19 protein-coding genes are annotated in these 22,918 nt (G+C 38.2%); 12 read left to right on the top strand and 7 right to left on the bottom strand.

From position 1 onward, the window contains the following. Positions 1–3: 3 nt before the first annotated feature. Positions 4–738: an RDD family protein gene (locus tag ACQY77_RS10235; protein ID WP_421942241.1), complete on the bottom strand. Its 735-nt coding sequence runs from the start codon at positions 736–738 to the stop codon at positions 4–6. Between the two features lie 98 nt (positions 739–836). Between ACQY77_RS10235 and ACQY77_RS10230 the strand changes: the two genes are divergently transcribed. Genes ACQY77_RS10230 through ACQY77_RS10205 form a run of 6 tightly spaced genes read left to right on the top strand, consistent with a single transcriptional unit; the run spans position 837 to position 6,914 of the window. Further along, positions 837–1,805, top strand: coding sequence for a stage II sporulation protein M (locus ACQY77_RS10230; protein ID WP_421942242.1), 969 nt, complete (start codon positions 837–839; stop codon positions 1,803–1,805). After that, on the top strand, positions 1,789–2,676 hold the full coding sequence (locus ACQY77_RS10225; RefSeq protein ID WP_421942243.1) for a hypothetical protein: 888 nt from the start codon (positions 1,789–1,791) through the stop codon (positions 2,674–2,676). Before ACQY77_RS10230 ends, ACQY77_RS10225 begins: the two co-directional genes overlap by 17 nt. Then, a complete protein-coding gene (locus ACQY77_RS10220; RefSeq protein WP_421942244.1) occupies positions 2,639–3,406 on the top strand; it encodes a hypothetical protein in 768 nt (255 codons plus the stop codon). Before ACQY77_RS10225 ends, ACQY77_RS10220 begins: the two co-directional genes overlap by 38 nt. Beyond that, a complete protein-coding gene (locus tag ACQY77_RS10215) occupies positions 3,403–4,584 on the top strand; it encodes a DUF4350 domain-containing protein (RefSeq protein ID WP_421942245.1) in 1,182 nt (393 codons plus the stop codon). Before ACQY77_RS10220 ends, ACQY77_RS10215 begins: the two co-directional genes overlap by 4 nt. A 2-nt stretch (positions 4,585–4,586) precedes the next feature. After that, complete coding sequence (locus ACQY77_RS10210; RefSeq protein ID WP_421942246.1) at positions 4,587–5,564, top strand: AAA family ATPase; 978 nt, start codon at positions 4,587–4,589, stop codon at positions 5,562–5,564. Between the two features lie 3 nt (positions 5,565–5,567). Continuing rightward, positions 5,568–6,914: a DUF58 domain-containing protein gene (locus tag ACQY77_RS10205; RefSeq protein WP_421942247.1), complete on the top strand. Its 1,347-nt coding sequence runs from the start codon at positions 5,568–5,570 to the stop codon at positions 6,912–6,914. 59 nt (positions 6,915–6,973) lie between these two features. On the opposite strand, the gene ACQY77_RS10200 is transcribed toward ACQY77_RS10205, so the two are convergent. The 5 genes from ACQY77_RS10200 to dapF all read right to left on the bottom strand — a co-directional run bounded on the left by ACQY77_RS10200 (position 6,974) and on the right by dapF (position 15,115). Further along, positions 6,974–8,032, bottom strand: a complete 1,059-nt coding sequence (locus ACQY77_RS10200) for a nucleoid-associated protein (protein ID WP_421942248.1) — start codon at positions 8,030–8,032, stop codon at positions 6,974–6,976. Positions 8,033–8,136: 104 nt separating this feature from the next. Beyond that, entirely contained in the window at positions 8,137–9,537 is a 1,401-nt protein-coding gene (locus ACQY77_RS10195) for an efflux transporter outer membrane subunit (protein ID WP_421942249.1), read from the bottom strand. A gap of 11 nt (positions 9,538–9,548) precedes the next feature. Continuing rightward, positions 9,549–12,725, bottom strand: a complete 3,177-nt coding sequence (locus ACQY77_RS10190; RefSeq protein WP_421942250.1) for an efflux RND transporter permease subunit — start codon at positions 12,723–12,725, stop codon at positions 9,549–9,551. 43 nt (positions 12,726–12,768) lie between these two features. Further along, positions 12,769–13,938, bottom strand: coding sequence for an efflux RND transporter periplasmic adaptor subunit (locus tag ACQY77_RS10185; RefSeq protein WP_421942251.1), 1,170 nt, complete (start codon positions 13,936–13,938; stop codon positions 12,769–12,771). A 394-nt stretch (positions 13,939–14,332) separates the two neighbouring features. After that, the gene (gene dapF / locus ACQY77_RS10180; RefSeq protein WP_421942252.1) at positions 14,333–15,115 is read right to left on the bottom strand and encodes a diaminopimelate epimerase; all 783 of its coding nucleotides are present in this window, start codon (positions 15,113–15,115) and stop codon (positions 14,333–14,335) included. Positions 15,116–15,366: 251 nt separating this feature from the next. On the opposite strand from dapF, the gene ACQY77_RS10175 reads away from it, so the two are divergent. The 6 genes from ACQY77_RS10175 to ACQY77_RS10150 all read left to right on the top strand — a co-directional run bounded on the left by ACQY77_RS10175 (position 15,367) and on the right by ACQY77_RS10150 (position 21,919). After that, positions 15,367–16,923: a trypsin-like peptidase domain-containing protein gene (locus ACQY77_RS10175; RefSeq protein ID WP_421942253.1), complete on the top strand. Its 1,557-nt coding sequence runs from the start codon at positions 15,367–15,369 to the stop codon at positions 16,921–16,923. Between the two features lie 194 nt (positions 16,924–17,117). Next, complete coding sequence (locus ACQY77_RS10170; RefSeq protein WP_421942254.1) at positions 17,118–17,624, top strand: hypothetical protein; 507 nt, start codon at positions 17,118–17,120, stop codon at positions 17,622–17,624. Between the two features lie 227 nt (positions 17,625–17,851). Beyond that, a complete protein-coding gene (locus ACQY77_RS10165) occupies positions 17,852–18,043 on the top strand; it encodes a cold-shock protein (protein ID WP_090882055.1) in 192 nt (63 codons plus the stop codon). Positions 18,044–18,385: 342 nt separating this feature from the next. Beyond that, positions 18,386–19,066 carry a succinate dehydrogenase cytochrome b subunit gene (locus ACQY77_RS10160; protein WP_421942255.1) on the top strand — a complete coding sequence of 227 codons (681 nt, stop codon included), beginning with the start codon at positions 18,386–18,388 and terminating at the stop codon, positions 19,064–19,066. 17 nt (positions 19,067–19,083) lie between these two features. After that, a complete protein-coding gene (locus ACQY77_RS10155; RefSeq protein ID WP_421942256.1) occupies positions 19,084–21,063 on the top strand; it encodes a fumarate reductase/succinate dehydrogenase flavoprotein subunit in 1,980 nt (659 codons plus the stop codon). 85 nt (positions 21,064–21,148) lie between these two features. Then, positions 21,149–21,919, top strand: a complete 771-nt coding sequence (locus tag ACQY77_RS10150; RefSeq protein WP_421942257.1) for a succinate dehydrogenase/fumarate reductase iron-sulfur subunit — start codon at positions 21,149–21,151, stop codon at positions 21,917–21,919. 67 nt (positions 21,920–21,986) lie between these two features. On the opposite strand, the gene ACQY77_RS10145 is transcribed toward ACQY77_RS10150, so the two are convergent. Further along, positions 21,987–22,913: an NAD(P)-dependent oxidoreductase gene (locus ACQY77_RS10145; RefSeq protein ID WP_421942258.1), complete on the bottom strand. Its 927-nt coding sequence runs from the start codon at positions 22,911–22,913 to the stop codon at positions 21,987–21,989. Positions 22,914–22,918 lie beyond the last annotated feature (5 nt).

The following is a 22,918-nucleotide window of genomic DNA, read 5'->3' as shown; positions in this document are numbered from 1 at the left end:
CATTTAATCCAGCCTTGCAGTTAGGTGATTGTAGTCATTAACAATAGTTTCCAGGAATTTTAACTCATTCATCCCCTCCGGGATAACAATCTGCAAATGGTTTGATAGCTTTGTTGCCATCTGATAAATCAAGGTATGATTCCCTGTTTTATAATAAGTTGAAACTACTTCATGTACCAATTCTAAATCTCTGTCTGTTAAATGATGAACAGTATCGAAAACAGGGGTATATGCTTCAACAGGAGGGTGAAAAGCAATTTGGTTAAAGGCTGTGGGTGGCTCCGTTTTAATTAAGGTTGTGCCTGCAACCAGATCTCCGATCCGTTGTTTATTCTCGGTTACTGCCACACAGATTAATCCACCTACCCATGAGGTTAGGGTGAAGTCAACAATCCTGAAAACCCAACGCATAAAATATTGTCCTAAACTTGCCTGGCTACCATCAAGACTGATTACCCTAATCTTCAGTAATCGCTTTCCAATACTCTGGCCATTCATAAATATCTCGCAAATGAGGTCGTAGAAAACGAATCCTGCACCATAAATGATCAGGAGTACGATTAGTGTTGTGCCTCCAGAATTTAAAAAGCCTGTTAAGTTAAAAAAGAACAGAAAAACAAGGAATACGACTACAAATAAGCCAAAATCTATTAATCTTGCGGCAACTCTTTCGCCTAATCCGGCAACAGCATAATCAATATCAACATGCTGGCTTGTACTTACTTTAATCGTTTCCATGGTTAATCAAATATATCATATGCTTTTTTAATTTTTATTGACGAATAGAAATTTTGTTTCTATTTTAACAGAAATTTAAGCCGGACTGGATTGTTAATATGAGAGAAGCGTTGTTTGTAAAGCAAAATTCTGAAAAATGGAAAGGCTATGAAATTTTGCAGACCAATAATCCGGATGAATTAGCGCAACGTTTCATTGATATTACCAATGACTTGGCCTATGCTAAAACTTTCTATCCTAAATCCAAAACCACCGCTTATTTAAACGGAATAGCCTCAACACTTCACCAGGCCATTTACAAAAATAAAAAGGAAGACAAAGGACGGTTTTTACGCTTCTGGAAGTATGAGCTTCCCATTAAATTTTATGAGTATCGGAAGCAACTTTTATACTCCCTTCTGTTTTTTGTGATCTCTACAGCAATAGGAGTACTGTCGGCAAAGTATGATGATTCTTTTCTTCGCATGTTTTTTGGAGATGCCTATGTAAACATGACCAATGAAAATATTGCAAAAGGCGATCCTTTCGGTGTTTATAAACAACAGACCGAACTTATGATGTTTCTTCAAATCGCTTCTAATAACGTTTGGGTAATGCTCCTTATGATTATTAGCGGGATATTTGTTTCTATTGGGCCCGTTTTCTTTCTGTTAAGAACAGGGATTATGATTGGAGCATTCGAATATTTCTTTTTCAGTAAAGGTTTGGGAACACAATCTATTTTGGTGATCTGGATTCATGGCACTCTGGAAATTGCCTCTGCGGTTATTGCAGGTGGTGCCGGACTGGTACTGGGTAATGGCATCCTGTTTCCTAAAACCTATACCCGCTTTGAAGCATTTAAAAGCAATGCGAAGTCTGCTTCAAAAATAGCGCTGGGCATCATTCCCATAATATTACTTGCCGCCTTTTTCGAAAGTTTTGTAACCAGGCATACCGAAATGCCCTTATGGCTGAGCATTATTATTCTTGCCGGATCATTGTTTTTTATAATCTGGTATGTAATCATATACCCTAATCTATTAATTAAACGCACTCAATCTACAGCTAATGGCGCAACAAGTTGAATTTAAAAAAGTACGCGATTTTGGAGAAGTTATCGGTGATACCTTTCTCTTTATTAAACAAAATTTTAAGCCCCTGTTAAAAACCTTTGTCTACTTTTGTGGTTTTTTCATGCTTGCAGGACTCATCACTGCCATTATGGTTCAGCTAAATTTGTTTCGCGAAACCGGCGCAACGAAAATAGCTCCTATTTACACCAATAATTCTGCTCGCATCAGTGACTTTGTAGGCCAATATCTATTGCTGATCATATTTGTCATGCTCTTTTACAATGCTATATATGTAAGCATATTAAGTTATATTACATTATACATCGAAAAGGGAAATATTGCACCAAGTATTCAGGAGGTTTGGGGTTATTACAAGTATTACTTTTTTAGAGTGTTAGGAAGTTCTATTGTTGCGGGTCTTTTTATGGGTATCTGCTTTATTTGTTGTATCATACCCGGTATATATGTCTTTCCGGCTATGTCATTATTTTATCCTGTTATAATCATGGAAAACAGCAGCTTGGGGCATTCTTTTGATCGTTCTTTCAAGTTGGTAAAAAATGAATGGTGGATAACGGCAGCAATTTTACTTGTAGTTTGGATCATTACTTATTTTATGTCTATGGTTATTCAAATGCCGGCTGCCATTATAATGATGATTAGTGCATTTACGCATACAGAACAACCAATTAGCGATGCTTATATTATTTTAAGTGCTTGTGGTCAGTATCTATCTTATATCTTTTTTATTATTCCAATCATAGCTTCTGCGCTAATTTACTTTAATCTGGTAGAACGAAAGGAAAGTGTAGGGTTAATGAGCAGAATAGAAAACTTAGGTGCAGATGCCGCAGAAACTCATCATCCAGAAGAAGAATATTAACATGCGTTTGAAGTTCCTCTTTATGGTGTTGATTAACCTGGTTATTATAACCGGGCTTTGCTATGGCCAAAAACAACAACCCAAAAAGAGTTCTTCAATTGTAAAAAATGACACCAGTAAGGTAGATGTCAGGAAAATAGATAGCGCTGCGGTAAAAAGTTACAGTAAACAAAAAGATTTCATTTATGACGATGTTCCTCCTGATAGTTTGAGCCTTTGGGATAGATTTTGGAATTGGTTGTGGAACTTAATAGGAAATGCCTTTAATGGCAAATTAAGTGGAACCCTCATTAAATATATACTAATTGGTTTGGTGGTGGCCATTGTAGTATTCCTCATCATTAAACTCGCTGGTCTCGATTATAAGGTGCTTGCAGGCAAATCAAAATCGTTGGATATACCCTTTGAAGAAACACTGGATAATATTCATGAGATTGACTTTGATGAGCAATTGGCGCAGGCTTTACAAAACAATAACTATCGGTTGGCAGTTAGGTTGCTGTATTTAAAAACCTTAAAGCACCTGAGTGATCAAAAGATGATTAATTGGTTGCCGGAGAAAACGAACCAGACTTACGTAAACGAAATCCATAATGTAGAAAAAAAACAGGTTTTCGCTAATTTAACCCTGCAGTTTGAATATATCTGGTACGGCGATTTTTCTATTGACAAAAATGAGTTCGAATCCATAAATCAATCCTTCAAACAGTTTAATTCTTCGAAGGCATGACAGGGTTTAAAAAATATTTGATAATAAGTGGAGTATTGTTATTGCTGTATCTGGTTGCGCAATATTATAAGCCGAAACCTACAAATTGGTCGCCAAGCTATTTAATGGAAGATAAAATTCCCTATGGTACCTATATTTTACATCAACGTATTACAGATATTTTTCCCGGTGTTGAGCTGAAAAAGTCTGGCCAGCCCATTTATAATACAGTAAAGGGAAATATTGCAGCTGGCGCGAGTAATTATCTGATTATTGCTTCTTCCGTTAAGGCTGATAAACTGGATTGCAAAGAATTGTTCAGGTTTATTGAAAATGGTAATCATGTATTCATTGCGGCTTTCAGGATACAGGGATTGCAAGACACTTTGAAGCTTAAGATATCGGCAGGTTTTAAGATTAATGCTCAAAAGAAAACTTCAGTTAATTTTCAAAATCCTTTATTGCGAATTCCCAGGGGTTATTATTTTGATAAAGGAACAAGCCAGCAATATTTTGCTGAAATTGATACTGCCAAAGCAATAGTTCTGGGAACAAATGAGGAGGGGAAAGCCAATTTTATTCAATATAAAATGGGTAAAGGAGCCTTGTTTATAACGCCTAATCCCCAGTTGTTTACCAATTATAGTTTGCTCAAACCCAGCGGATCGGACTATGCTGCTAAAGCACTTTCTTATCTCCCAGCAAGCAAAAAATTAATCTGGGACGAACATTTTACCCGCCCTTCAACGGTGGATACCTCTCCGCTCAGACTTCTTTTTAAGCACGACCAGTTAAGGTGGGCGTACCTGATCTCGCTTTTGAGTTTAGTTACTTTCGTATTGTTTGAAATTAAAAGGAGACAAAGGATTATTCCAATTATATCGCGCCCCGGTAATACATCGGTAGAATTTGTAAAAACAGTTGGCCGGGTTTATTATCAGCAACGTGATAATCAGGATCTTGGGCAGAAGAAAATCCAATACTTATTAGCATACATTCGCAATAAATATCGCATAAGGACTGTTAAGCTCGATAACGAATTTAGTGAAAACTTAATCCATTTATCAGGGGCCACCCCGGAAACGGTTAACCAACTTTGCATTGCCATCAATAAATTACAGTATTTAACTGCATTGACTGATGATGATTTAATTGAGCTTAACCAAATAATAGAACAATTTTATAAAGAAGACCAATAGATATGGAACAGGAAATGTTTAACCAACGTACTGATTTAAGTCAGTTGAATGCTGCTGTAGAACAGATTAAGGCTGCCTTGGGAAAAGTGATTGTTGGGCAAAAAGATACCATTGATTTATTGATTGCCGGCCTTTTGGCAGATGGACACCTCTTATTGGAAGGTGTGCCGGGCGTAGCCAAAACATTATCAGCAAAGTTGATAGCCAGGTGTATTTCGGCAACATTTTCCCGAATTCAATTTACACCAGATTTAATGCCCTCAGACGTGCTGGGAACAGCAGTATTCAGTCCGAAAACGGCTGAGTTTCAATTTAGACAAGGGCCAATTTTTGGTAACATTATTTTAGTGGATGAGATTAACCGGGCTCCTGCAAAAACCCAATCAGCACTTTTTGAAGCGATGGAAGAACGGCAGATTACCGTAGACGGACATGCCTACCATCTGGAAGAACCATTTATGGTATTGGCAACTCAAAATCCAATTGAGCAGGAGGGAACTTATCGCTTACCTGAAGCGCAGTTAGATCGTTTTCTGTTTAAAATTGACGTCAAATACCCTACACTAGAAGAGGAAATACAGATTTTAAGCAATCAGCACCAGCAACGATCTGAAGACCAGCTTCAGGAAATTGAAACCGTATTAAGTGTTGAACAAATTAAAGCACTGCGGGCAACCATTAAAGCTTTATTTGTAGAGCCTAAGCTTTTAGCTTATGCTGCCCAAATTGTATACGAAACCAGGAATAATAAGTCGTTATACTTAGGCGCATCACCGAGGGCTTCTCTTGCTATTATTAATGGGGCTAAAGCAATAGCCGCTATGGCGGGAAGGGATTTTGTAACGCCTGATGACATCATTAAGGTAGCTACACCTGTTTTAGTTCATAGAATAATGTTAAGCCCTGAAAAGGAAATGGAAGGATTAACACCATCAGATATCATTACCCAGATCATTAAAAAAATTGAAGTGCCAAGATAAGACATGAAAGCTTTTCTAAGAAAATACTATACAGATTTGTTTTTAAACAGGCGCTTGTTTATTGGCCTTGGCGTATGCGTTACCCTGTTTGTGTTTTCTTTTTTTCTATCCTTCCTGACTGACCTTCCTTATTTCGTTTTTGGTATGTTGATCATTCTGGTCTTTGTCGATTTACTTTTGCTGTACAGAAGCGAAAAAGCTGTTTTTTTACGTAGGGACATTCCCGAGCGTTTAAGCAATGGAGATGATAATGATATTAAGATCTATCTCGAAAATTTTTATTCTTTTAAGGTAAAGATCGGAATCATTGATGAAATACCTGTTCAGTTTCAAAAAAGAGATTTGTGGTTTTCTACCGAATTGGCAGTTCGTGAAAATAAAACCATCACCTATCAACTATACCCAACAAGGCGCGGCGAATATGAATTTGGTCAGACCAGGTTGTATGTTCAGTCTCCACTCGGATTATTAAGCAGAAGGTTTAATTTCGGAATCAATAAGACTGTTCCGGTTTATCCTTCCTTTCTCAAATTAAGACAGTATTCGCTGCTGGCGGTATCGAATCGTTTAACAGAGATTGGTCTTAAAAAAATACGGAGGGTGGGGCATAGCATGGAGTTTGATCAGGTGAAGAATTATGTTGCCGGCGATGACTATCGAACTGTTAACTGGAAAGCCACCGCCAGAAAAGGTGATTTAATGGTAAATGCTTACACAGACGAAAAAGCACAGCACATTTATTGTGTAATTGATAAATCCAGAGCAATGAAAATGCCTTTTGAAGGATTATCTTTACTGGATTATGCCATAAATGCCAGTTTAATATTGAGCAGCGTAGCCTTAGTAAAAGAAGACAAGGCTGGGTTAATTACCATCGCAGAGAAGACAGGAAGTATTATACCTGCAGATAGGAAGCCAACGCAGTTGAACCGCATCATGGAGGTGTTGTATAAGGAAAAGACAAGGTACCTGGAAAGTGATATGGAGGCCTTGTACATCAGCATACGGGCAACTTTGAAACAACGCAGTCTGGTTGTATTCTTCAGCAATTTCGAGAGCATGTCTGCCCTGGAGCGGCAATTACCTTTTTTAAAAAGAATTGCTAAATTTCATTTGTTGTTGGTCGTATTTTTCGAAAACACTACCTTGAAATCCTTAAGCCAGGAACCCGCAAAAGATATTGAAGGCATCTACATTAAGACTATTGCCGAAAAATTCGCCTACGAAAAGAAACTGATGGTTAAGGAACTCACTAAGCATGGTATTTTAAGCCTGCTCACTGCTCCTCAAAACTTAACTGTTAATGTGGTTAACGAGTATCTGGCGCTTAAGGCAAGACAACGAATTTAATCTAAAGTCATTAATCGGCTTTTTGAAATCTCAATTCCGAACTCAAAACCCCAACTAACTTATTCTTCTTCCCTGAAATAAACTTTGTAAAAATTCATCGATTTATCATCGTCATAGCCTTTCTCAATCAGTTCTTTATTACCATGAATATAGATATGGAAATTTTTATCCAGTTTTAAAACGCTTTTATACACACGCGCCTGCTTTTTAACAGCAGCTTCTGCAATTTCAAAGGTATCAGCAATTGGGCTATCAAATTCTTGTTCGTAGCTCTTTTTAAAGTTTTTAAAAGATTCTATACCTTCATCATTTCCGATTACTTCTTGCCCGAACTCTTCTATGTCGAATGTCTCTTTCTCTTTGAAATATTTCATCGAACGGTTTAAAAGATCGATTTTATCGGCTTTGCTGATCTCATATTCGTCATCAAGTTTTTGGGTTACAAAATTTTTATAAACGCCCAGAACATTGTTGGTTTGGTTGTAGCTATCGTTCCGTATACGAAGTTTTAAGAACTCATCCTTCCAGTATACAGCAGATTCGTTACTGCTTTTAGCTTGATCGATCACCACAACCTTATAGCCTTCTTCAACATTGGTGTTAAAAATCAAGCAGCCTTTATCGAGTTTATTGATGCTAATGGCTTCCTGTTCATAACTCATCCCAAAACCATCCTGTTCTGGATAAACCTTCAGGTAGGTATCTTTATTTTCAGATTTAAAAATGCCGATCACATCCAATTGTTCGCCTTCAATCTGCACTTTTTCAAAATAGGCTACATATAACTCACCCGATTTGATTTTAGGGTGGTTAGCCACTTCGTACAAATGCTTGGCAAGCTGTTGAGAATCCTCATGAAACAAAGCATTGTTCTCAAAAATTTCATGAACAAAGTGATAAACTTCATTGAGGTTCAGATTATCGTTGGGGTGATAAAGGTGATAAACCTCATTCACTTTTTCGAAGGGCTTAAGGAAATATTGCATCAATAAGTTACCTAATAACTCATCCTCAATTTTTAGAGGTGCATCACTTAATTTGTAATATTCTTCTACTAATTTATTACCGGTATGGTGGATAGAAAGATGCTTTAGCGAGGCTTCGAAAAATGATATCATGGCGGCAAAAGTAGTAAAAAAGCTTGGGCAATGATGGTATTGATTTTAAACAAAAAAGGCATCCCAAATTTTCAGGATGCCTTGATATATATTGTTGTTGGCTATTATTTCCAGCCACCGCCCAAAGCGCGGTACAGGTTAACCACCGATTGAAGTTTTTGTAATTTATCGTTTATCCCGCTCAATTGAGCAGTTAGCAAACTTTGCTCAGAAGTTAAAACGTCGGTATAATTGGTTGCCGAACTATAGCGCAGTAACTCCTTGGTAAAATCTACAGCTTTAGTTAATGAGGCGATTTGCTTCGCTCTGGCTTCTTCTTTTTCTACTGCAGTTTGATAAGCATACAGTGCATTAGAAACTTCCTGCCCACCAGTTAATAAGGTTTGCTGGAAAGTATAAAAAGCTTGTTGCTGTTGCGCCTGAGCCGTTTTTAGTCGCGCTTTATTTTGGCCTTTAGCAAAAATTGGTTGCGTAATGCCACCTACTAAATTGTAAAAAATAGAGTTATCGAAGAAGTTTTTCAACTGTAGGCTCGATAAACCTCCGGATGCTGTTAGAGTTAAAGCCGGATAGAAGTAAGTTTTAGCTACATTGGTGTTCTCAAATGCTGACCTGAAACCATACTCTGCAGCAATTACATCCGGACGGTTCTGCAACAATTGAGCTGAAATTCCGGTTTGCAAATTAGCATAAGGAACCTGCTGATCAATAGTGCTGCGGTTGATTGTACCCGGAGCTTTTGCTAAAACTACACTCAATGCATTTTCTGCCTCTTTAATGCTTCGTTTTAAATCGGGCAAGCTTACTTCTGCAGCATATAAATTAGCCTCACTTTGTACTACTGCCGCTCCGTTCACTACCGCACCTTCTTTTAAGGCTTTTACTGTTTCTACATCTTTGCGGCGAATTTTGATTGTTTCCATCGTAATGGCTAATTGCTTATCCAGGGCCAGAAGTGTATAATAACTATTGGCAATGGTGGCAATAAGTTGCGTTTGCACAGCTCTTTTTGCAGCATCGCTTTGAATTAAGGTTGCATATGCTGCGCGCTTGGCACTGCTTAGTTTGCCCCAAATATCGGCTTCCCAGGCCGTGCTTAACTGCGCCCTGTAAGTTTGCGTTTCCAGGTTAATGTTAATGCCTGCCGGAAAATTCAATGCTGCGGCAGATTGTTTAGCATCAGTAACAGAAAGATCTCCCTGTAAGCTTGGTAAAAATGCTGCACGGCTCTGTTGAAGCGTAGCTTCAGAGATTTTAATGCGCTCAATGGCTTGCTTCAAATCAAGATTTTGATTAATTCCTTCCTGGATCAACGATTGAAGCGTTGTGTCTGAAAAAAGACTTTTCCAGGGAATATCAGCCATTGTAGCTGTATCAGTTGTATTGTTATCTCGGTAAAGACCTTCGCTGGTTACCTGTGGGCGGGTGTATTTTTGAGTTACACATGCACTTAAGCTCAGGATTGTAAAACCGATTAAAAATGAATGCTTATATCTGAATTTCATGTTTCTTAATATTAATGTTCGCGATTAACAGCTAACTCATACTCTTCTTCTGTTTGCTCACGTGTAATGCCCTCCTCAAAAGGAGATTTATTGCTCACTTTTTCTTGTAAGGTTTGGAAAATGATGAACAATGCCGGGATTACAAATACACCGAAGATGGTACCAATCAGCATTCCTCCAACAGCACCGGTACCAATGGATTTATTTCCGGCTGCACCTACACCTGAAGATAGCATCAAAGGTAATAGTCCAAGGATAAATGCAAATGAAGTCATCAAAATCGGACGAAGACGAGCTGTGGCACCATCAATAGCTGAGTTCACAATGCTCATTCCTTTCTTCCGCCTGTCTACGGCATACTCAACAATTAGAATTGCATTTTTGGCTAACAATCCAACCAGCATAATCAATGTAATCTGAGTATAGATATTGTTATCAATGCCGAATATCTTGTCGAAAACGAATACGCCTGCCAAACCTACCGGTAATGAAATTAATACCGCTAAAGGCAGAATGTAACTCTCATATTGTGCTGCCAGTAAAAAATAAACAAAGATTACGCAGAGTAAGAAGATAAAAATGGTTTGGCTGCCACTGCTCATTTCCTCACGTGATAAACCTGAAAATTCATAACCATATCCCGCAGGTAAATGCTTCGCTGCTTCTTCCTGAACGGCGGCCAGTGCGTCGCCAGAACTAAAGCCTGGGTTCGGACTACCTGTTACTGAAATTGAAGTAAATAGGTTAAAGCGCGAAATGGCTTGCGGACCGTAAACTTTTGTTAAGGTAATAAATTCAGATACCGGAGCCATGCTGCCCGATGTAGTTCTTACGTAAATGCTGGTCAAGCTTTGCTGATTTGCACGATATTGTGCATCTGCCTGATACATTACCCTGAACTGCTTACCGAATTTGTTAAAGTTCGACGCATAAACCCCACCGTAATAGCCTTGCAAAACACCCAAAACATCATTTACTGTTAATCCAGCCTGTTTTACTTTGGCCACATTAACTTCAATTTGATATTGAGGGAAATTTGGATTGAATGAAGTTGAAGCATACTGAATTTCCGGACGCTTACTCAAAGCGGCTAAGAATCCATTACCAATTTCATTAAACTTTTTGATATCGCCACCCGTTTTATCCTGAAGTTGAAATTCAAAGCCTCCACTGGTACCAAATCCCTGGATGGTTGGTGGAGCAAAGAATATAATTCTCGCGCCTTTAATGCTGGCAGTTTTCGCAAATAATTCTCCGATAATCGCTTTAACATCCCGTTTTCTTTCATTCCATGGCGTTAAACGACCTATAACCATACCATATGAACTTCCCGAACCACTAATCATACTCCTACCTACCACACGAAGAACATATTTAATTTCTGGAACCGTTTTGGCAACACTGTCGATTTTCGAAATAATTAAATTGGTTTCTTCTTGTGATGTTCCGGCAGGCAATGAAATATCAGACATGATGGTTCCTAAATCCTCGTTCGGTACGAAGCCTTTAGGGGTAGTATTCATGGTCCATATTAAAGCCACGGTAAAGAAGGCAATAATTAAGCCCACCACCCATTTGGCTCTGGATAAGAAACTAACTGATTTTTTATATTTTGCTGTTACAGCATCAAAAGATGTGTTAAACGCATCATAAAAGCGGTGTAAGAAATTTTTAGATTTCTCATGATCCTCTTTATGGGGTTTTAGGAAAAGTGCACAAAGTGCCGGGCTCAGCGTTAAGGCATTAATCGCCGAAAGGATAATAGAGATGGCAAGTGTTAAACCAAACTGTTTATAAAATACACCAGAAGATCCCTGAATAAAACTTACCGGAATAAATACAGCAGCCATAACCAATGTGATGGAAATAATGGCACCGCTGATATCATCCATTGCATCAATTGTTGCTTTTTTGGCATCCTTGTAGCCCGCATCTAACTTGGCATGTACGGCCTCTACAACCACAATTGCATCATCCACAACAATACCAATGGCCAGTACCAATGCGAATAACGTAAGTAGGTTTATGGTAAAACCGAACAAACTTAAGAAGAAAAATGTACCGATAATGGCCACGGGAACACTGATCGCCGGGATCAACGTGGAACGGAAATCCTGTAAAAAGATAAATACCACCAGGAATACCAGGATAAAGGCTTCAACTAATGTATGGATTACCTTCTCGATAGAAGCATCAAGAAAATCGTTAACGTTTACCAGGGTAGTATAATGAACCCCTTTAGGGAAAGATTTTTGAGCTTCATCTAATGTTTTAATGGAGTTTTCAATAACTTCTTTTGCATTCGATCCTGCAGTTTGATTGATGGCAATACCCAAGGCAGGCTTACCATTAAATTTCACGGAACTGGCATAACTCTGGGCACCGAGTTCAATTCTGGCCACATCTTTCAAACGCAATACCTGTCCGTTTGCATCAGCTTTAATAATGATATTACTAAATGCAGCTTCGTCCTTTAACCTTCCGGTATATTTTAAAGTATATTGAAATGCCTGGTTGCCCTGTTCGCCAAATTGACCAGGAGCAGCTTCAATGTTCTGTTCGGCCAATGCAACGCTTACATCATTAGGAACCAAACCATAGGTGGCCATCACATCAGGCTTTAACCAGATTCTCATGGTATAATCTAAAGTACCGAAAGCACTTGCATCACCCACACCGTTAATACGTTTGATTTGTGGAATGATATTAATGTTGGCGTAGTTTTGAAGAAAGGTTTGATCGTAAGAAGGATCATCGCTGTAAATAGCAAAGATTAACACGTTACTCGCTTGTCTCTTTGCGGTGATCACACCAGATTTGGTTACTTCGGCCGGCAATAAACTCGTGGCCCTGGCCACCCTGTTCTGAACGTTTACTGCTGCTAGATCGGGGTTGGTACCCAACTTAAAGTTTACTGTAATCGTTGCACTACCATCATTACTGGCAGTTGAAGTCATATAAGTCATGTCCTCAACACCATTAATTTGTTCTTCAAGTGGAACAACTACACTGTTCATTACCACATCGGCATTTGCACCCTGATATGACGTAGAAACCTGAACGGTTGGTGGCGCAATTTCTGGATATTGTGATACCGGCAGCGTAGCTAAACCGAGTATCCCGAGGATAACGATGATAATTGAAATTACCGTCGACAGAACGGGTCTCTCTATAAATTTTTTAAACATAGATGTTCATTTCTTCCGATGATTAATCGGTATGTATCGGATATTATTTCTTTAAATCAGCATAAACGGCATCGGCACTCTGCTCTTCCGGTTTAATTTTAGTTCCGTCTTTTAACGATTGGAAACCTTCAAGTACAACTTTATCGCCTTGCTTCAGGCCTTTGGTTACTACGTAAAATTTATCCTTTGAAAGGTCCATAATTTCTACTTCGGTACTTACAACTTTCGAAGAATCACCCAAAACGTACACAAATTTCTTTCCTTGCAAATCCATTGTAGATTTTTGAGGGATCAGAATTCCGTTATCTACCGCCTGCGGGATGCGAACTGATGCACTTGCACCGTTTTTCAATAACGCAATTGGATTAGGGAAAGTAGCTCTCAGCCTAACCGAACCCGTGGCAGTATTAATTTGCCCAATGATAGATTCAATTTTACCATTTTGAGCATAAGGAGTTCCATCAGCGAGCACAAGGCTAACTGCGGGTATATTTTTCATTTGCTCTGCAAGTGTTTTCCCTTTATAGGTTTTAGAAAAGTCTAACAGCTGCTTTTCATTCAATGAGAAGTAAGCATATACTTTCGAGATATTTGAAACCGTTGTTAATGGCTCTGTACTTGCGCTACTTACCAAACTACCGGCTTTAAAAGGGATACTTCCTACAACACCATCAACAGGGCTGGTAATTCTGGTATAACCTAAATTTACCTGAGCATTTACCAATTCTGCTTTTGCTTGCGCAAGTGCAGCTCTTCTGCTTTGTAAAGTTAATTGAGCCGATTGCAAGTCAAATTTGCTGATGATGTCCTTTTCTACCAGGGGTTTAGTTTTATTTACCTGTAGTTGAGCTGCATTAACATCTGCTTCAGCACTACTAATAGCCGCTTTAGCAGTTCTAACCTGTTGCTCGTATTGAGGTGCATTAATGGTGAAAAGCAATTGTCCCTTTTTTACCATCGCACCTTCATCAACAAATATTTCCTCAATAAAGCCATCTACTTTAGGACGGATATCAACATTTTGGATACCTTCTACAGTAGCCGGATAATCTGAATTAAGTTCGGTTGATTGTGTACTTACTGTAAAAACAGGGTAGGCTTGTGGACCTGCGGCAGCAGCGGCGGCAGCTTTCTTTGCTTCATCGCTGTTTCCACATGACGCCAAAAGCATACCTATACTTAAGCTAAATAAGAGAGTTGTTACTTTTCTCATGGATCTATTCTTGTGTGTTTAAATTTAAATTCTGGAGTTAAAAGCGCTATCAGAGATTAAGGATCTGATCACTAAATAAGCGCCCAAAAATAGCGCCTAAAAAAAAATAAATCTGTCCAAGTTCTGTCATTTAATCAATCGATTGATTTATTTTTTGATTAAAAAACTCCATAGTAAGGCTTAATTGGCTCTTTTTTAAGCTTATAGCGTAAGTTTTTTGGTAAATCCGGGAGTGTAAATATATTGCGACAGATGTTAAAACCTGTTAAAAACACTTGGAATGTTCAGTTTTATTCACACTAAATTTCTGGAAATCGTCTGTTTTACAGCTCTGCTTAGTGTATTTTTTACACACTAAACAGACTGTGTTTTTTGCGATCTTAAATCTGATTGTTTAATCCACCTCACCCTCAAACACGAGTTTTGCGGGACCACATAGAAAAACATGGGTAAAAATTTTCCCATCGTAATCAAATTCGATTTTAATGTCGCCACCTAAAACTTTAATATCGGTTTTAATGTGACCGGTTTGTCCTTTATGTTTGGCCATGGCCATGGCTACAGCAGTAACACCCGTTCCACAGGCATAGGTTTCGTCTTCAACTCCACGTTCATAGGTGCGAACAAACAAGTGATCTCCCTTATCTTCAACGAAATTTACATTGATTCCTTTTTCTTTATAGGTATCATTGTATCTGATTTTTTGTCCCTCATGAAAAACATCCAGATCCTTTAAATCGCTTGTTAGCGCAACATAGTGAGGTGATCCTGTATTTAAAATATAAGCCTCATTATCCTGATCAATGCTTTCTACGTCAATCATTTGCAGATCCACCCATTCGCCATTTTCAGAAATTCTGGCATAGTGAGGCCCGTCAACTGCCAAAAAGTTCGTTTCCTTATCGATAATACCCAGTTGTTTGGCAAAAGCCACAATACATCTTCCACCATTTCCACACATACTGCCCAGATTTCCATCTGCATTAAAGTAATGCATTTCAAAATCGTACTGATCGTGTGAGGTCAGGAACATTAACCCATCAGCGCCAATCCCAAATCTTCTGTGACAAAGATTTGCAACCATTTCATTATCAATGTTTTTAATGGGGCTTTCAGTGTGATCTATTAAAATAAAATCGTTGCCGGCACCCTGGTATTTATAGAAATTAATTTTCATTTAATCTTCATTTTAAAATGCAATATTTGAGTTGCAGAAAGCATTATCTGGATAGGGTTTTATAATTTAACATTTTTTAACACCAAATCAAGTGCTTTACATATGCAAATATCGTTTATATGGTATTAAATTTGAATAAACTAAAGAAAGAAAATTTGAGCAGATAAAAACTGCCAGAGCAATCTGCTTAAATCAAAGTGAATAGAAAGCTCTCGCAATCTTTTTTAATAAAAGAATAAATATCAAGACACATGAAAAAAATATTAGGAATTACAGTGTTAGCTGCATTTATAGGTGGTGCAGCCGCAGTTGGGGGTTACAAATTATTTGAGCGTAACCAGATTGGCGGGACAATTTCTGAAAAACAAGATTTGTATTTTGCCAATAACCCTTTAAAAATCTCATCAGCGGGTACAGCTGATTTCACCCAGGCTGCCGCTGCGGTAGCACCAGGGGTAGTGCACATTAAAACCACATATGCTGCTAAAGGTGGCGCGCAAGGTGGATCTTCACCATTTGATATGTTCGATGATTTTTTTGGAGGTCGTGGCCGCCAAATGCAGCGACAACCAAGGGCTGCATCAGGCTCAGGTGTAATCATCAGCCAGGATGGATATATAGTAACGAATAACCACGTAGTTGAAAATGCAGATAAGGTAGAGGTAATTTTAACTGATAGACGTAAAGTTGAAGCTAAAGTGATCGGACGTGATCCAAATACCGATTTAGCTTTAATTAAAGTTAGTGCCAACAATTTGCCGGTTGTAAAAATGGGTAATTCAGATAATGTACAGGTTGGAGAGTGGGTTTTGGCTGTAGGTTATCCATTGGATTTGAATACTACGGTTACAGCAGGTATTGTAAGTGCTAAAGCACGTAGTATTGGAATCATTGGACGCGAGCAACAACAAGAACAATTGGAAAACCTTTCTGAAGAAGAAGTACAGCAATTTAACCGTACAGGTAAATTACCTGCTTCTGCCATGAATAGCAGTATCGAATCTTTTATCCAAACAGATGCTGCAATTAACCCGGGTAATAGTGGTGGTGCATTGGTTAATGCCAATGGAGAGTTAATTGGTATTAACTCCGCAATTGCTTCTCAAAGCGGTTATAATCAGGGTTATGGTTTTGCAATCCCGGTTAATTTAGCCAGAAAAATTGTAGACGATTTTATGAAATATGGCTCAGTTAAAAGAGGTTATATTGGCGTAAGCTTTGCTCCGCTTGGTGGCGATTATAACAATAAAGATGTTAAAACTACCGAAACAACAGGCTTGTATATCAGTGATGTAGTGCCAAACGGTGCGGCAGCAGCAGCAGGTATTAAAGCTGGCGATATTATTAAAAAAGTTGATGGTATTACCGTTTATGATTCTCCGGATCTTCAGGAAAAAATCGGAAGATTAAATCCAGGTGATAAAGTGAAATTAACTGTTTTAAGGGACGGTTCGTTAAAAGATTATGCCATCACCTTAAAAGGCGAATCAAGTGTAGGTGTTGTTGCTACAAGCACAGCAAAGGCAGTAGAAGTTTCTAAGCTTGGTGCAACCTTTGTTCCTGCAACAACAGCACAAAAAACTAAGTTTGGTATCAATAGTGGTGTGGTAGTAAGTTCTGTTGTTACTGGAAAGGCTTTTGATAATATTGGTGTTGAAAAAGGATTAATCATTACAAAAGTAAACGGGGTGCCTGTAAACAGTGTTGCTGATGTTCAAAAAGCATTACCTCAAACCAGAAATAACATGATTTACATGTCAGGAGTGAGTGCACAGGGAACTTTCAATTTCAGTTTCCCAGCTCAATAGTTAAAGCAAAGATTTATTAAAGCGCCTTCCATTCGAAGGCGTTTTTTTTTTGCCCTGAAGAGAATGTGAACAATTATTCATTCAAATTTCATCATTAGCATTTAGTTTCGTTCTTAAATATCATTTAAAAACTATTAAAATTAACTACAGCAGGATTAACAACCCAGATTCGATTAGCATCAAAACCGATTATTATGGCTTTAGCTTACATTAAACTTAGCGCTAAACAATATTTCAACTTTATGTGTAAAACAGATTTTGAAAGACGGATATTTCATGATAGTTACCGCGCGTTTCAGCAGCAGTCTAAAATCTACAATTTGAATCAAAGTCTGCATACTTTCGAACAAATGTGTCGCCATAATGAAAAGGCGAAGGTTTTAAATCGTAAATTGAATGCTGCAGTAGTGGATACTATAGAAACCTTAGGAAATCAGACACCCAATTTGTTTAATCATTATGGTCAGCCTATTTTGTTTGATTCTGCTGAACTTCATATTCATGCCTCAGATTTGTTAAATAAAGCAGCGCATGTGGTTTCTCTTACCTATGTGAGCCCAAAATTGGTGCTCCATGAAATGGTTGCTGATGCATTAATATTGAGTTATGGTACACCAAAGCAAAATCAGCCTTTCACAGTTCAATTAACACCTGAACTGGAAATCACCCATATTAAAACGGAAGAATTAATGTATATGTAAATTTTATCGGTTCTCTTAAAGTGTTTTAAGCAGAAAAAGAAAGTTAATGCCCTGTTTTGAAAGGGTTTCAGCATTTATAATTCCTGAATTTTAATAATTTATAAGCCAAAATTATATGTTAAAATAGCGTTCATTTAGGTTTAATCGCATATTTTAAAAATGAATACAATAATTAATAGGTTTCCGATTTATTTAAAGTTACCTTTGTACAAATTAAATACAATATAATGCAACAAGGAACAGTAAAATTTTTCAATGAAACAAAAGGTTTTGGATTTATCGTGCCAGCTAATGGTGATAGCGAAATCTTCGTTCATGCTTCAGGCTTAATCGACAACATTCGCGAGAATGACACCGTAACCTACGATGTAGAAGAAGGTAGAAAAGGCCTAAACGCGGTAAATGTTAAAGTAGCTTAATAGAACTCAATTACATAAATCGTAAAAAGTCCCAGCCGTTTGGCTGGGACTTTTTTTATGGATGCAAAATTTTAAATAAATCATTTACAAAAGAGCGTATTGATTATTGGATTTTAAATCCTTATACAGCTCATTTTTACTAAAACGTTTAACGGATTTAAAGGCTCAAAATCAGTTTTACGCACAATTCGAGTATTTTCTAATCTGATTTTAAAGAAAACCACCATATTTATCTTAGAATGTTTCTAAATAAATAGTTTATCGTTGTTTTGTCATAATCGTTTATAAATTAAACTCATAATTAAATACTTTTGCAGAAAAATAGATATAAATCCTAATCAAATGAGTGGTTTCGGTAATGCATTTTCTTCTTCAATAGGGAAGAAATTCATCATGGGTATTACAGGTTTATTCCTGGTACTTTTTTTAATTGTACACTGTTTTATTAATGCGTTAATATTTTTTAACGACGGTGGCTTAACATTTAACATTGGCGCACATTTTATGGCTTCAAACTGGATTATCCGGGCTGGTGAAATTGTGTTGTTTGTGGGCTTATTGGCACACATTTTTCAGGCTTTGAGGTTAACACTTCAAAATCAGAAGGCCCGCCCAGTTAAATATGCCGTTAATGCAGGTAACGCAAATAGTAAATGGTATAGCCGTTCAATGGGCTTATTAGGTACTTTATTGTTAATTTTTCTTATTGTTCACTTGTCTAACTTTTGGGTAGTGTCTCGTTTTACGGGTATCCCAACTGTAGATGCAAATGGTCACGAAGATTTATATGCAGTAATGGCGCTAACATTCCAAAATATCTGGATCGTGATTCTTTACACGTTGGCTATGGTATCACTTTGCTATCACTTATTGCACGGTTTTGCTTCTGCATTCCAAACTTTGGGTTGGAACCATAGCAAATACAATGGAATCATTAAAAGTGTTGGCGTTTGGTATTCTATCATCATTTCGTTGCTTTTTGCAGCGATGCCAATTGCAGTTTATGCAGGTTTAGTTCATTAATTTTTAGCACAAAAGATATGTCAGATATTAATTCAAATATTCCGGAAGGCGAATTAACCAGTAAATGGACTAAGTATAAGTCTTCTGTGCCTTTGGTTAACCCATCAAACAAAAGAACAATTGAAGTAATTATTGTAGGTTCAGGTTTAGCAGGTGCTTCGGCAGCAGCAACCCTTGCCGAAATGGGTTACAAAGTAAAATGTTTCTGTTTCCAGGATTCACCTCGTAGAGCGCACTCAATTGCAGCTCAAGGTGGTATCAACGCAGCAAAAAATTATCAAAATGATGGTGACAGTGTTTACCGTTTATTTTACGATACCATTAAAGGTGGTGATTACCGTGCCCGCGAAGCAAACGTACATCGTTTGGCAGAAGTGAGTGCGAACATTATAGATCAATGTGTAGCTCAGGGTGTTCCTTTAGCACGTGAATATGGTGGTTTGTTAGATAACCGCTCGTTCGGTGGTACTCAGGTTCAACGTACTTTCTATGCAGCAGGTCAAACAGGCCAGCAATTATTATTAGGTGCATATTCTGCTTTAGAACGCCAGATTGGTATGGGTAAAGTAGAAATGTATACCCGTCATGAAATGCTGGAGGTGGTTAAAATCGATGGTAAGGCACGTGGTATCATTGCCCGTAACTTAATCACAGGAGAAATTGAGCGCCATTTCGGTCATGCAGTTGTATTAGGAACAGGTGGTTACGGAAACGTATTCTATCTATCTACCAATGCAATGGGTAGTAATGTTACAGCAGCGTGGAAAGCACACAAACAAGGTGCTTATTTTGCAAATCCTTGCTATACTCAAATTCACCCTACTTGTATTCCGGTTTCCGGAGATCACCAGTCTAAGTTAACCCTAATGTCAGAGTCGTTACGTAACGATGGTCGTATTTGGGTGCCTAAAAAGAAAGATGATAACCGTAAGGCTTCAGAAATTCCTGAAGATGAAAGAGATTATTATTTAGAGCGTCGTTACCCTGCTTTCGGTAACCTTGTGCCGCGTGATGTGGCATCCCGTGCAGCTAAAGAACGTTGTGATGCAGGTTACGGTGTAGGTGCTTCTAAACTGGCAGTTTACCTGGATTTTAAAGCGAATACGGAGCGTTATGGCCGTATTGAAGCTGCCAAAGCAGGTAACCACAATCCTGATAAAGAAACTTGCATGCGTTTAGGTACTGCTGTTATAAAAGAAAAATATGGTAACCTTTTCGATATGTATGCGCAGATTACAGGAGAAGATCCATATGAAACGCCAATGCGTATTTATCCAGCGGTTCACTATACAATGGGTGGTCTTTGGGTAGATTATAATTTAATGACTTCAGTACCTGGTTTATATTGTACTGGTGAGGCTAACTTCTCAGATCACGGCGCTAACCGTTTAGGTGCTTCAGCCTTGATGCAAGGTTTAGCTGATGGTTATTTCGTTCTTCCATATACTATTGGTGCATATTTATCAAAAGAAATTTCAGTAAAAGCTATTCCTACAGATCACCCTGCATTCGTAGAAGCGGAAGCAAGGGCTAAGGGAATTTTAAATACTTTAATCAATATTAAAGGAACAAAATCAGTAGATCATTTTCACAAACGTTTAGGCCACATCATGTGGGAGAAATGTGGTATGGCACGTAATGAAAAAGGTTTAAAAGAAGCTATCGAAGAAATCAGAGCTTTACGCGCAGAATTCTGGAGAGATGTTCGTGTACCTGGAACAGCTGACGAGTTAAACACAGAATTGGAAAAAGCTGGTCGAGTGGCAGATTTTATTGAACTAGGTGAGTTAATGTGTATCGATGCTTTAAACCGTAACGAAAGTTGTGGAGGTCACTTCCGTGAAGAGTATCAAACGGAAGAAGGCGAAGCATTACGTGATGATGTAAACTACGCTTATGTAGCCGCCTGGGAATTTAAAGAAGGTGTAAACTTTGAGCTTCATAAAGAAGAGTTGAAGTTTGAAAATATTAAAGTAGCACAAAGAAGTTATAAATAGTAGCAAGACGTAAGTATCAAGTATCAAGACTTGAACAATATCTTGATACTTGATTCTCGCTACTTGATACTTAAATCTCAATATCATGAGTACAGGAAATATGAACTTAACGCTAAAAGTTTGGCGTCAAAAAAATAACAAAACCAAAGGTGCTTTGGTGGATTATAAATTGGCCGATATTTCACCGGATATGTCTTTCTTAGAGATGTTCGATGTATTAAACGAACAATTAATTAATAAAGGTGAAGAACCGATTGTATTTGATCACGATTGTCGCGAGGGAATTTGCGGAATGTGCTCAATGTTTATCAACGGTCGTCCTCACGGGCCAAAAGATTTAGTAACTACCTGCCAGTTGCATATGCGTTCATTCAAAGATGGTGATACCATTGTTGTAGAACCTTGGAGAGCTGCTGCATTCCCGGTAGTAAAGGATTTAACAGTTGATCGTTCTGCGTTTGACAGAGTAATTGCAGCAGGAGGTTTTATCTCTGTAAATACTGGTAATGCACAAGATGCAAACAACTTGCCAATTCCTAAAATGCAAGCTGATGCGGCTTTCGAAGCTGCGGCCTGTATTGGTTGTGGTGCTTGCGTAGCTACTTGTAAAAATGCTTCTGCAATGCTTTTCGTATCTGCAAAAATCTCTCAATTGGCATTATTACCTCAAGGTCAGCCAGAGCGTTACCGTCGTGTACAAAGCATGGTAGCTCAAATGGATGCAGAAGGCTTTGGTAATTGTACCAACACAGGTGCTTGTGAAGCGGAATGTCCTAAAGGAATTTCTTTAGAAAATATTGCCCGCATGAACCGTGATTTTGCATCAGCAAAATTCGTTTCGGAAGAAACGGTTTAAAAATATACTGTGCATCCTGATGAGAATCGGGATTCTTGAGCCTCCACTTTGTGGAGGCTTTTTTATTTTAGACGCTTAAATTCCCGAGCTTTTCAGCTAAGACTTCGGAAATCTTCCGATAAGAATCAAACGTCCAACCGCCAACATGGGGTGTTAAAATAACTTTTTCATTAGCTTTTAGATCGTTATACCAAGGTTGCTCTCCCAAAGCCGGAAACTTTTCAGTTTGTAAAACATCCAAACCGGCTCCAAGAATTTTACCAGCCGAAATATTCTTTAATACCGCTAATGTATCCACAATCTCACCTCTGGCGGTATTGATAAAAAATATAGGCTTTTTGAAATGAAAGAAGTATTCGTCATTCACCATTTGGCGGGTTTCTGCAGTTAAAGGAATATGAAGGCTTAAAACATCACTGTGTTTTACAATTTCTTCCATGCTCACCTCACGTGCAAAAGCATCAGAGAAGCCTGTTTTATATTTGTCATAAGCCATTACATCCACTTCAAAGCCTGCAAGTTTTTTTGCAAAACTTTGCCCCATAAAGCCATAACCAATGATACCAACTTTCTTTCCTTTAAGCTCATACCCTCTGTTCCCCTCTCTATCCCAGATCCCATTTCTTATCTCTATATCCGCAGGGCGAAAGTTATTCATTAAGGATAACAGCATTCCTGTTGCATGTTCACCAACAGCATCACAATTTCCTTCCGGAGCATTTATAAGTTGAATATTCCGCTCAAAAGCAATCTTATCATCGATATTATCTAATCCGGCACCTGCCCGGGCAACAAATGTCAGATTCGGAGCCGCATCAAATAATTCCCGGTCAATGCGGAATTTAGTTCTAACTGCAATACCGTGATAATCTTTAATTCTGTTTAAAGTTTGCTGACGGGTAATTTGTGGTTCATCATCAACCTGGTAACCCAGGGCTATGGCTTTTTCTTTAAAAACAGGATGTAAATCATCAACAATTAGTATTTTCTTCATGATAA

Origin of the sequence: Pedobacter sp., assembly GCF_965279535.1 — a bacterium.
Taxonomy (GTDB): domain Bacteria; phylum Bacteroidota; class Bacteroidia; order Sphingobacteriales; family Sphingobacteriaceae; genus Pedobacter.
The sequence above is the reverse complement of the archived record's forward strand: the minus strand, read 5'-3'. Positions and strand labels throughout refer to the sequence as shown.

Excerpts from the sequence above, each read along its gene's own strand:
- ACQY77_RS10205 (WP_421942247.1), top strand. The coding sequence starts at position 5,568 with ATGAAAGCTTTTCTAAGAAAATACTATACAGATTTGTTTTTAAACAGG.
- ACQY77_RS10200 (WP_421942248.1), bottom strand. The coding sequence starts at position 8,032 with ATGATATCATTTTTCGAAGCCTCGCTAAAGCATCTTTCTATCCACCAT.
- ACQY77_RS10215 (WP_421942245.1), top strand. The coding sequence starts at position 3,403 with ATGACAGGGTTTAAAAAATATTTGATAATAAGTGGAGTATTGTTATTG.
- ACQY77_RS10235 (WP_421942241.1), bottom strand. The coding sequence starts at position 738 with ATGGAAACGATTAAAGTAAGTACAAGCCAGCATGTTGATATTGATTAT.
- ACQY77_RS10185 (WP_421942251.1), bottom strand. The coding sequence starts at position 13,938 with ATGAGAAAAGTAACAACTCTCTTATTTAGCTTAAGTATAGGTATGCTT.
- ACQY77_RS10170 (WP_421942254.1), top strand. The coding sequence starts at position 17,118 with ATGGCTTTAGCTTACATTAAACTTAGCGCTAAACAATATTTCAACTTT.
- ACQY77_RS10175 (WP_421942253.1), top strand. The coding sequence starts at position 15,367 with ATGAAAAAAATATTAGGAATTACAGTGTTAGCTGCATTTATAGGTGGT.
- ACQY77_RS10190 (WP_421942250.1), bottom strand. The coding sequence starts at position 12,725 with ATGTTTAAAAAATTTATAGAGAGACCCGTTCTGTCGACGGTAATTTCA.
- dapF (WP_421942252.1), bottom strand. The coding sequence starts at position 15,115 with ATGAAAATTAATTTCTATAAATACCAGGGTGCCGGCAACGATTTTATT.
- ACQY77_RS10210 (WP_421942246.1), top strand. The coding sequence starts at position 4,587 with ATGGAACAGGAAATGTTTAACCAACGTACTGATTTAAGTCAGTTGAAT.
- ACQY77_RS10150 (WP_421942257.1), top strand. The coding sequence starts at position 21,149 with ATGAGTACAGGAAATATGAACTTAACGCTAAAAGTTTGGCGTCAAAAA.
- ACQY77_RS10230 (WP_421942242.1), top strand. The coding sequence starts at position 837 with ATGAGAGAAGCGTTGTTTGTAAAGCAAAATTCTGAAAAATGGAAAGGC.
- ACQY77_RS10160 (WP_421942255.1), top strand. The coding sequence starts at position 18,386 with ATGAGTGGTTTCGGTAATGCATTTTCTTCTTCAATAGGGAAGAAATTC.
- ACQY77_RS10220 (WP_421942244.1), top strand. The coding sequence starts at position 2,639 with ATGCCGCAGAAACTCATCATCCAGAAGAAGAATATTAACATGCGTTTG.
- ACQY77_RS10155 (WP_421942256.1), top strand. The coding sequence starts at position 19,084 with ATGTCAGATATTAATTCAAATATTCCGGAAGGCGAATTAACCAGTAAA.
- ACQY77_RS10145 (WP_421942258.1), bottom strand. The coding sequence starts at position 22,913 with ATGAAGAAAATACTAATTGTTGATGATTTACATCCTGTTTTTAAAGAA.
- ACQY77_RS10225 (WP_421942243.1), top strand. The coding sequence starts at position 1,789 with ATGGCGCAACAAGTTGAATTTAAAAAAGTACGCGATTTTGGAGAAGTT.
- ACQY77_RS10195 (WP_421942249.1), bottom strand. The coding sequence starts at position 9,537 with ATGAAATTCAGATATAAGCATTCATTTTTAATCGGTTTTACAATCCTG.
- ACQY77_RS10165 (WP_090882055.1), top strand. The coding sequence starts at position 17,852 with ATGCAACAAGGAACAGTAAAATTTTTCAATGAAACAAAAGGTTTTGGA.